At 68.2% G+C, this 9,922-nt stretch carries 9 protein-coding genes and 1 pseudogene; all 10 read left to right on the plus strand.

From position 1 onward, the window contains the following. Nucleotides 1-5: 5 nt before the first annotated feature. Entirely contained in the window at nt 6-1,055 is a 1,050-nt protein-coding gene (locus FIP57_RS22245; protein WP_148575941.1) for an MBL fold metallo-hydrolase, read from the plus strand. Next, nucleotides 1,052-2,245: an acyl-CoA dehydrogenase family protein gene (locus tag FIP57_RS22250; protein WP_148575943.1), complete on the plus strand. Its 1,194-nt coding sequence runs from the start codon at nt 1,052-1,054 to the stop codon at nt 2,243-2,245. The genes FIP57_RS22245 and FIP57_RS22250 overlap by 4 nt, the downstream gene beginning before the upstream one ends. Next, on the plus strand, nt 2,242-3,357 hold the full coding sequence (locus FIP57_RS22255; RefSeq protein ID WP_148575945.1) for an acyl-CoA dehydrogenase family protein: 1,116 nt from the start codon (nt 2,242-2,244) through the stop codon (nt 3,355-3,357). The genes FIP57_RS22250 and FIP57_RS22255 overlap by 4 nt, the downstream gene beginning before the upstream one ends. 212 nt (nt 3,358-3,569) lie before the next feature. Continuing rightward, nucleotides 3,570-4,541, plus strand: coding sequence for a phosphotransferase family protein (locus tag FIP57_RS22260; RefSeq protein ID WP_275266193.1), 972 nt, complete (start codon nt 3,570-3,572; stop codon nt 4,539-4,541). Nucleotides 4,542-4,668: 127 nt separating this feature from the next. Further along, entirely contained in the window at nt 4,669-5,436 is a 768-nt protein-coding gene (gene fabG / locus FIP57_RS22265) for a 3-oxoacyl-ACP reductase FabG (protein WP_148575950.1), read from the plus strand. 69 nt (nt 5,437-5,505) lie between these two features. After that, complete coding sequence (locus FIP57_RS22270) at nt 5,506-6,735, plus strand: acyl-CoA dehydrogenase family protein (RefSeq protein ID WP_148575952.1); 1,230 nt, start codon at nt 5,506-5,508, stop codon at nt 6,733-6,735. A 26-nt stretch (nt 6,736-6,761) separates the two neighbouring features. Further along, complete coding sequence (locus FIP57_RS22275; protein ID WP_148575954.1) at nt 6,762-7,859, plus strand: BtrH N-terminal domain-containing protein; 1,098 nt, start codon at nt 6,762-6,764, stop codon at nt 7,857-7,859. A gap of 2 nt (nt 7,860-7,861) precedes the next feature. Beyond that, the gene (locus FIP57_RS22280; protein ID WP_148575957.1) at nt 7,862-8,602 is read left to right on the plus strand and encodes an SDR family NAD(P)-dependent oxidoreductase; all 741 of its coding nucleotides are present in this window, start codon (nt 7,862-7,864) and stop codon (nt 8,600-8,602) included. 43 nt (nt 8,603-8,645) lie between these two features. Then, complete coding sequence (locus FIP57_RS22285) at nt 8,646-9,131, plus strand: MaoC/PaaZ C-terminal domain-containing protein (RefSeq protein ID WP_275266192.1); 486 nt, start codon at nt 8,646-8,648, stop codon at nt 9,129-9,131. Nucleotides 9,132-9,479: 348 nt separating this feature from the next. Continuing rightward, a pseudogene (locus tag FIP57_RS22295) lies at nt 9,480-9,794 on the plus strand (IS982 family transposase); the annotation flags it as partial. Nucleotides 9,795-9,922: the final 128 nt, after the last annotated feature.

Raw genomic sequence — 9,922 nt, forward strand, 5'->3', positions numbered from 1 at the left:
CTCGGATGAGCACCCGCACGTCATGGACCGAGCCGACCGCAGAGCGGGTCGCCGAGGGGGTGTTCCGGATCCCGCTGCCGCTGCCCAACGACGCTCTCCGGGCGGTCAACGTCTACCTCATCCGCACTCCCGACGGCCCGGTGTGCGTGGACGCGGGCTGGGCGCTGGACGAGTCGCGGCGCGCCCTCGACGCTGCGCTGCACGGGCTGGGCCACGAGGTCGGCGACATCACCCGGTTCCTCGTCACCCACGCCCACCGCGACCACTACACCCAAGCGGTGACCATACGACGTGAGTTCGGCGCCCGGGTGTCGCTGGGCATCGGAGACCGCGACGCCATCGAGTACTTCAACACCGGGAAGAGCGTCGCCGACTCACAGTATCGTCGCCTGGTCGAGGCTGGCGCAGCCGACCTGGCAGAGGGCTGGCGTACCGAGTCCGCCGGCCACAGCGTCGAAACCGAACTGTGGGACGGGCCCGACGAGTGGCTGGACGGCGATGTCGAGATCGCCGTCGGCGCCCGCACGCTCGCTGCGCTCGCCACGCCGGGGCACACTCGCGGTCACTACGTCTTCGCCGACGCCGCCTCAGGCCTGCTGTTCTCGGGCGATCACGTGCTGCCGACGATCACGCCGTCGATCGGCTTCGAGCCCGTGCCGTCGCCGCTGCCGTTGAGCGACTTCCTCACTTCGCTGGCCAAGGTACGCGCACTGCCGGACATGATGCTGCTGCCGGCGCACGGGCCGGCAGCCACCAGTACGCACCAACGCATCGACGAACTGCTGGCCCACCACGAGGAGCGGTTGGGCCTGTGCGAGGACCTGGTCGCCGGTGGCTGCCGCACCGCGGCGGAGGTCGCGGCGGAGATTCCGTGGACCCGCCGCGGCCTCGCGTTGTCCAGCCTTGACGTCTTCAACGCCATGCTTGCGGTGCTCGAGACCGACGCCCACCTGAGGCTCTTGGCCGCTCAGCAGCGTCTCGACCGGTGCACGGACTCGACGGCACCTTCCTACCACGTCCCGAGCCCCCACCTTGATGACCCGGAGGAGCGATGAACACCGAGACCGATGTCGCGGACAAGCTGTCCGAGCAGGTCACGACCTTCCTGGCCGAGCACGATCCCGTGACGACCGATCGCATCGAGTTCCTGCGCGCTCGCTTCGACGCGGGCCTGGCTTGGGTTCACTTCCCGGTGGGTCGCGGTGGGTTGGGACTGCCCCCGGGGCTGCAGCCGGAGGTGGACGCCAGGTTCGCCGAGGCGGGTGCCCCCGACAACCATCCGCGGATCAACGTGATCGGGCTGGGCATGGCAGCACCGACCCTGATGGCGTACGGAACCGAGGAGCAGCTCGACACGTTCCTGCGTCCGCTGTGGACGGGCGAGCAGATCTGGTGCCAGCTGTTCAGCGAGCCCGGCGCCGGGTCGGACCTGGCAGCCGTTGCCACGAGGGCCGTTCGTGACGGTGACCACTGGGTGGTCGACGGCCAGAAGGTGTGGACCTCGTCGGCGCAGAACGCCCAACTCGCCATCCTGCTCGCACGCACCGATCCCGACGTGCCCAAGCATGCGGGCCTGACCTACTTCGTCTGCGACATGACCGACCCCGGGATCGAGGTGCGCCCGCTTCGCCAGATCACCGGGGAAGCCGAGTTCAACGAGGTGTTCCTCACCGGGGTCCGGATCCCCGACTCCCAGCGCCTCGGAGCCGTCGGCGAGGGGTGGAAGGTCGCCAACGCGACGCTCAACAACGAGCGCCTCGCCATCGGCGGGGGACCCGTGCCGCGAGAGAGCGGCATGGTCGGAGTCGTCGCGGCGGCTTGGCGGGCCAACCCCGGCCGGCGGCGGCCCGACCTGCACGGCCGCTTGATGGAACTCTGGGTCGAGTCGGAGGCGGCTCGCCTGACCGGTCAGCGACTGCGCCAGAAGCTGGCAGTGGGTCAGCCCGGCCCGGAGGGGGCGGCGATGAAGCTGACCTTCGCACGGCTCGCCCAGCGGCTCAGCGGTCTGGAACTGGAGCTGCTCGGCGAGGAAGGCCTGCGGTACGACGACTGGACGTTGCGACGGCCGCTCGAGGTCGACTTCCTCGGACGTGGCCCTGGGTACCGCTACCTACGAGCGAAGGGAAACTCCATCGAGGGCGGCACGTCGGAGATCCTGCTCAACATCGTTGCCGAACGCGTCCTCGGACTGCCGCCGGAGCCCCGCGTCGACCGTGATGTCCCGTTCAAGGAGCTGGCGAAGTGACCGAGCTGAACCTGCTGTACACCGATGTCGAGGACGATCTGCGACGTACGGTCCGTGACCTGCTTGAGGACCGCCTGGATCCGTCGGCGGTGATCGCTATGTACGACGGCGACCGAACGGTCGTCGATCCCCTGTGGAAGGCGATCGCCCAGGACCTCGGACTCGCCGGGCTGCTCATACCAGAAGCCGAGGGCGGCGTCGGTGCGTCGGCGCGCGAGGCGGCCATCGTCTGTGAAGAGCTGGGCCGGGCGGTGGCACCGGTCCCCTTCCTCACCAGCGCCGTCGTCGCAACCATCGCCGTCGCGGGGTCGGGCCAGGAGTTGGTGGCCGACCTGGCGGCCGGTGCGACGACAGCGGCACTCGCAGTGCCCTTCACCACCGCGCCGGAGGGCCCGCTGCCCGCTCTGGTAGCGACCAACGGGGCGCTCACCGGCACCGTGTCGAGTGTCGCCGGAGTGCTGGAAGCGGACGTGCTGCTGGTCCCGGTCGAGGAGTCCGACGGGCTCGCGATCTACGCGGTTCCCGTCGCCGGAACGACCGTGCAAGCAGTCGCCTCCTTGGACATGTCACGGCAGCTCGCCGACGTCACCCTCGACGCGGCGCCGGGCACACGTGTGCGGAGTGATGCCGCCAACAGCGTGCGCGCAGCGCTCCGAGCGGGTGCTGCGATGCTGGCATCCGAGCAGGTCGGTGTCGCGTCGTGGTGTCTGGCCGGCACGGTCGGTTACCTGCGCGAGCGTCGCCAGTTCGGACGGCAGGTCGGCGGCTTCCAGGCACTCAAGCACCGGCTCGCCGATCTCTATGTCGGTGTGGAGTCGGGCACGGCCGTGGCCCGTTATGCCGCTGCCGCGTTGGCAGCCGACGACAGCGACTCCCAGGTAGCGACCGCCATCGCTGCGTCCTACTGCGGCAATCTCGCCGTCACTGCTGCCGAGGAGGCGCTGCAACTGCACGGCGGCATCGGCATGACCTGGGAGCATCCCGTGCACCTCTACCTCAAGCGCGCCAAGACCGACCAGCTCGCATTCGGACATCCGGGGGAGCAGCGGCGCCGGCTCGCGGACCTGGTCGATCTGCCGTTCGGCTCCACAGAAGCAGGCGAGAGTCAGTAGATGATTGATCTGCGGCCCCCCCTACCACCGAGCATCGAGGATGACCTCGCCTTGTTCCATGGCCCGCTCGGACGCCGCGGGCGAATGTCTCCTCACTGCGGCTGGGTCAGCGGACCCGCAGAGCGAGAGACCGCGTGAGCGCGACTTCGACGGTCCTGAGCAGTGCCGAGCTCGCTTCCATCGCGAGGGTCATCGAGGGAGCCGGCGAGCCGGTGGTCGGTCCACTCAGCTCGCGTTTGATCACCGGTGGACGCTCCAACGTGACGTACTTCCTCACCGACGGCAACCGGCGGTGGGTGATGCGTACTCCCCCTCGCTCCGGTCGGACGCCGTCGGCTCACGACGTGGCGAGGGAGTATCGCGTGACGTCGAGCCTGCTGCAGACCGACGTTCCAGTGGCGCCGACGGTGGCCCTGTGTGAGGACGAGTCCGTCATCGGTGCACCCTTCGCCATCGCGGAGTTCGTCCCGGGACTCTGCGTCCAGACCCGCGAGCAGTTGGATGAACTGGACGACGAGACTGTCTCCGCTGTCGCCCACCGCTTGGTGCAGACGCTCGCCGCCCTACACCGCGTCGACTACGACGCCGTCGGCCTGTCAGGGCTCGGTCGACCAGGTGGCTACGCGCAGCGTCAACTCAAGCGCTGGTCCGGACAGTGGGAGATCGTGGGAGTCGACCCGCTGAACGCACTGGCAGGTGAAGTGAGCCGTCGGCTCGCCGCCGCCCTGCCCGAACAGCACGCCAGTAGCATCGTTCACGGCGACTACCGCATCGACAACACCATCTTGGACCTCGGCGCCGACTCACCTGCTGCCCGGGTGCGGATCGCGGCGGTCGTGGACTGGGAACTGTCCACCCTTGGCGACCCGATCGCCGACGTGGCGATGATGTGCGCCTACCGCGACCCGGGATTCGATCTCATTCTCGGCGCCCCGGGTGCGTGGTCGAGCCCGCGGCTGCCGGACGTGCCCACACTTGCCGCGCAGTATGAAGCCGCAGGCGGCGTCACCCTCGCCCACTGGGATTTCCATATGGCGCTGGCGTACTACAAGATCGCCGTCGTCTCCGCGGGCATCGACCACCGGTTGCGTGCCGCGGGCGACCCTGGACAGGCGCACGACTCGCCGGGGGACGCGGTGGAACCGTACCTGGAGCTTGCCCGCCGAGCACTCGGGCGCCGGTGAGCATGGACGATACCGTCGCGAGACCCGACGCCCTTTGCTCCAGCCACGCTCAACGTGGCGCGGTCCGAGCCGCGCTTGATGATCTTCCCGTCCTCACCGTCAACCTCAAGGTCACAGAAGGTGCCATATGACCACATCCTCCACCATGAACCGGGTAGCAATCGTGACCGGTGCGGCTCGCGGCATCGGCGCGGGCATTGCCCGCCGGTTGGCCTCCGACGGACTCGCTGTCGCGGTGACCGACCTCGACGAGTCGGCGTGCCAGGCCGTGGTCGATGAGATCGAGGCGGCAGGGGGACGGGGCTTGGCGGTCCGCGTCGACGTCAGCGACGAAAAGGCCGTCCAGGACGGCGTCGAGCAAATCGTCGCACGGCTGGGGGAGCCGACGGTCCTGGTGAACAACGCCGGCATCATCCGCGACAACCTGCTCTTCCGCATGACCGTCGAGGAGTGGGACGCCGTGAGCCAGGTGCATCTCCGAGGCTCGTTCCTCATGGCTCGCGCCGCCCAGGGGTTCATGACCCAGGCCGGCTGGGGACGCATCGTCAACCTGTCCAGCACATCCGCCCTGGGCAACCGAGGGCAGGCCAACTACTCCGCCGCCAAGGCGGGCATTCAGGGGTTCACCAAGACCCTGGCCTTCGAACTGGGCAAGTTCGGCGTCACGGCCAACGCCATCGCTCCCGGGTTCATCGAGACCGACATGACCGCCGCGACAGCGGCTCGGATCGGCATGTCGTTCGAGGACTTCAAGACCGCCGCAGCCCAGGAGATCCCTGTCGGCCGCGTGGGCCAGCCCGACGACATCGCGAACGCCGTGTCATTCTTCGTCAGCGAGCGTGCCGGCTTCGTGTCAGGACAGGTCCTCTATGTGGCGGGAGGACCTCAGACATGAACGACCGTCGCCAGAATCCGCACATGGTCCAGTCACGGACGCAGGCCTCAACGCACGCAAGGAGAACTGATGGATTTCGGGCTTGACTCACGGACCGAGGAGCTGCAGACCGAGCTGCTGGATTTCATGCGGACGCACGTGTACCCGGCCGAGGCCGTGTTCGCCGAGCAGCTGGCGACGCTCGAGAACCGGTGGGCGTGGGACTCGGCACCGATCATGGGCGAGCTGCGCGCCGAGGCCCGCAGGCGCGGATTGTGGAACCTGTTCCTTCCCGGGGACCAAGGCGCCGGGCTCACCAATGTGCAGTACGCCGTGCTGGCCGAGATCTCGGGTCGCAGCCCACACCTTGCACCCGCGGCGATGAACTGTGCCGCTCCGGACACCGGAAACATGGAGCTCCTGTCGATGTGTGCCAACCAGGAGCAGAAGGAACGCTGGCTGAAACCGCTGCTCGCCGGTGAGATCCGATCGTCGTTCGCGATGACCGAGCCCTCAGTCGCCTCCTCCGACGCCACCAACATTGCGACCAGCATTGTCCGCGACGGCGACCACTACGTGATCAACGGTCGGAAGTGGTGGATCACGGGCGCGATGAACCCCAACGCAAAGATCTTCATCGTGATGGGCAAGACCGACCCGGACGCCGAGCGGCACCGGCAGCAGTCCATGATCCTCGTCGAGCGGGACACCCCCGGCTTCGAGATCCACCGAGGCCTGACCGTCCTGGGCTACGACGACCACGAGCACGGCGGCCATGCCGAGCTCTCGTTCGACGACGTCAGAGTGCCGGCCGGAAACCTGGTGGGCAATGAGGGCGACGGGTTCACCATCGCTCAGAAGCGCCTGGGACCCGGCCGGATCCACCACTGCATGCGGTCGATCGGCGTCGCCGAACGCGCGATCGAGCTGATGTGCGCCCGCGCGGACGACCGCGTCACCTTCGGCAAGCCGCTGTCGGACCAGGGCACGATCCGCGACTGGATCGCCGAGTCGCGCCTGCGGGTGGAGCAGCTGCGGCTGCTGGTGCTCAAGACCGCGTGGCTCATGGACACTGCCGGCGTCAAGAGCTCCCACGCCGAGATCCAAGCCATCAAGGTCGCCACCCCCGCCACGGTCGAGTGGATCCTCGACAAGGCGATCCAGGTCCATGGGGCCGGCGGCCTGTCGCAGGACTTCCCCCTCGCTTCGATGTTCGCCTCGATTCGGACGCTCCGATTCGCCGACGGGCCGGACGAGGTCCACAAGAACGGGCTCGCCCGGTCAGAGCTCCGCCGCCAGGCGGCCGCGCGGGTCGAGTAGCGCCAGAACCGCTCGGAGGAGATGACATGACGACTCAGAACAACCTCACACAGGAGCCGCGCCGGATTCTGCTGGACTATCCCCACCGGGTGGCAGGGCACTGCGGATCCGGAGCGCTGAGGGATCTGGTGGAGTGGGCTGGTCTGGGCTGGGAGGAGGTGCCGAGCGAAGGTCTGGTCTTCGGGATGGCCGGTGGCATCGGCTTCACCTATCTCCGGATGTCCGGGCTCACCCCGCCCGTCTATCTTGTCGGGCGCAGTGATGGATTCGAGATAGACCTTCCTACGAGGCTAGGTGCAGAGGTCGAGGTCCGTCGGACCGACGATCCCGGGACCGGTTGGTACTGGGTCCGCCGCGAACTCCAGCACGGACGTCCCGTCCTGTTGTGGGCTGACATCGCCGAGTTGCCCTACCTCAATGTCCGCCTGCAAATGGGCCGGCACGACATCGTGGTGATCGGCTACGACGACGACACCGAGACGGCGTTCGTGGTCGACAACGACCGAGCCGAGGTGCAAGAAGTTCCCTACGACGCTCTTGCGCGGGCGCGTGCGTCGCGGTCGTTCCCCGTGCCCACAAGGCACACGACGTACTTCGTGAACTGGCCCCAGATCCTGCCCGATCTGCGCTCGACCGCGGCTTCTGCACTCGTGGCGTCGGTCGAGAACATGCAAGCAGAGGCGACGGCGATCATCCCGGACACATCGGCGCTGCCGTCGGATGCTGTTGCTGCCGCCGGAGTCCGTGGAGTTGCGGCATTCGCCGAGGATGTCGACCGGTGGCCGGGAGTCATGTCGGAACCGGAACTCGATGGCACGCTCCGCGCGCTCCACGCCTTTGTGGAGAAGGCCGGGACCGGGGGTGGCCTGTTCCGCCGGTTGCAGGCGGCGTTCTGCTTCGAGGTGGCGCGACTCACCGACTGCGCTGAGGTGGCCGCGGCCGGCACTGCGCTGCTGCGATGCGCCGACACGTGGTCGGCTGTGGCTGCGGCGGGGCGTAGTGACGGTTCGACGCGCGAGCGCTGGCGACGGGTCCACGAGCTCGCCGCGACGCTACCCACCCGCGAGGACCAGGCAGTCGCTGAGATGCACTCAGCGGCGGCGGAGCTGGCGAGGCTGTCCTGACAATGGACTTCGTCGACCGCACCTTCCTCGTCTCCGGCGCCACCTCTGGACTGGGCCGGGCAACCACGCTGGCGCTTCTCGAGCGCGGCGCCAAGGTAGTCGCCGCCGACCTGAAGGGCGAGGCGCCCGCAGGCGCCACCTTCGCACCGACCGACGTCACGGACCCGGCCCAGGTCCAGGCCGCTGTGGACACCGCGGTTGAGCTGGGCGGCTTCGCCGGAGCCGTCAGCTGCGCTGGGATCGCGGCAGCGGCCAAGGTGCTCTCCAAGGGTGAGCCGCACTCGCTCGACGTGTTTCTGAAGGTGCTGCAGGTGAACCTCGCCGGCACCTTCAACGTCGCCAGGCTGGCAGCCCAGGCGCTGAGTGAGGGCGAGGCAGGCCCCGACGGTGAGCGCGGAGTGATCGTCAACACCGCCTCCGGGGCGGCGTACGACGGCCAGATCGGCCAAGCGGCGTACTCCGCCTCCAAGGCGGGCGTCGTCGGCATGACGCTGCCCATGGCGCGCGAGCTCGCGACCCACGGGATCCGCGTCATGGCCATCGCGCCCGGGCTCTTCCTCACCCCGATGCTCGAGGTACTACCCCACGCGGCACGCGAGTCGCTCGGCCAGCAGGTGCCGTTCCCGGCGCGGCTGGGCGACCCGATGGAGTTCGCCGACCTGGTCTGCCACATCATCGAGAACCGCATGCTCAACGGCGAGGTTGTCCGCATCGACGGGTCCATGCGGATGGCAGCTCGATGATCCGCGCAGGCACCGCGAGTTCTGTCGCCCGGATCGGTGGACTGTGAGCCGGGACGTCGGTGCGACCGCCGACGACAACAGCCACATCGTGCACGCCGAGGATCTCACGCCCGGCCAGGTGATCCAGCTCGGCTCCCACACGGTCTGCGAGAGCGAGATCATCGCCTTCGCGACGCAGTGGGACCCGCAGTTCTTCCACCTCGATCCCGCGCGCGCGGCAGCCGAGAGCCAGTTCGGCGGCCTCATCGCCAGCGGGCTGCACACCCTCTCGATCTACCAACGGCTGTGGGTGGACAGCCGCACGCAGCCGTGGCGCGTCATCGCCGGCGCCACCATGAGTGACGTGGCGTTCCTTCGCCCGGTTCGCCCCGGGGATGTCCTCACGGGGCACACCGTGATCGACGATGTACGTTTCGAGCCCGACAAGCATCGCGGCCGCGTCACCTTCGCAGGCGCACTCGGCAACCAGGACGACAAGCTCGTGCTCCGCGTCACCACGGCCGTCTACCTCGGAGCGAGGACCGCGTAAGGGCTGCACAAGCGCGTCTACGTCCGCCGCCCCGGGTCAACCAGACCTTCGCCCGCAACGCACTACCCGCCCCTTCCCGAGGCGCACTCCTGAGCACGCGGTTCCCCGACTACGCCGGAGCCGCCGGGCTGCTGCAACCCGCCATCGACGAGGAGTACGGCCGCGGGGGCGGCGACTTCGGTCACGAGGCGGTCGTGGCCCGGGAGATGAGTAAGTCCAAGGGATGTTGCCGGTGTGGCAGGCGTGGTCAGGCATGAAGGGCGTCCAGAGTCGGCGTTGTCTAACCCAACGTGAACCCTGGAGGCCCTTGTGGACGCCGATCTGGACACCCTTGCCACCGCACTCTAAGTGACCACCGACGACTTGTTACTCACTCGTCCTGAGCGTGTCCCGGCTCGTCCCAAGGTCGGGATCGCGCCGCGGATCAGTGATGCGGAGATGCTGACTCTGGCGGTGATGCAGGCGTTGTTGGGCTTCACCAGCGAGACTCACTGGCTGCGCTACGCGCGAGCGAATCTGGTCGAGATGTTCCCGCAGCTGCCCCAGCAATCGGGCTACAACAAGCGGTTGCGCGAGCTCGCCTCGACGATGTCGTGGCTGGTCGGTGCCCTGGGACAACAGACCAGCATCGCCGACGATGACGTGTGGATCGTGGACTCGACTCTGTCGACGACGCCTGAAAACTGACCCCCTATCGACGGTCGAAAACTGACCCCCTCCGAGACCCTGTGCTTAGTCATGAGACAGGGGTTGAGGAGTGTTGTCAGTGGAGGACTGGGCCGAGATCCGTA

This window comes from Nocardioides caldifontis (assembly GCF_008087345.1).
Taxonomy (GTDB): Bacteria; Actinomycetota; Actinomycetes; order Propionibacteriales; family Nocardioidaceae; genus Marmoricola_A; species Marmoricola_A caldifontis.

What these genes read in the sequence shown, in the direction of transcription:
- FIP57_RS22245 (WP_148575941.1), top strand. Translation starts at nt 6, where the DNA reads ATGAGCACCCGCACGTCATGGACCGAGCCGACCGCAGAGCGGGTCGCC.
- FIP57_RS22250 (WP_148575943.1), top strand. Translation starts at nt 1,052, where the DNA reads ATGAACACCGAGACCGATGTCGCGGACAAGCTGTCCGAGCAGGTCACG.
- fabG (WP_148575950.1), top strand. Translation starts at nt 4,669, where the DNA reads ATGACCACATCCTCCACCATGAACCGGGTAGCAATCGTGACCGGTGCG.
- FIP57_RS22270 (WP_148575952.1), top strand. Translation starts at nt 5,506, where the DNA reads ATGGATTTCGGGCTTGACTCACGGACCGAGGAGCTGCAGACCGAGCTG.
- FIP57_RS22275 (WP_148575954.1), top strand. Translation starts at nt 6,762, where the DNA reads ATGACGACTCAGAACAACCTCACACAGGAGCCGCGCCGGATTCTGCTG.
- FIP57_RS22280 (WP_148575957.1), top strand. Translation starts at nt 7,862, where the DNA reads ATGGACTTCGTCGACCGCACCTTCCTCGTCTCCGGCGCCACCTCTGGA.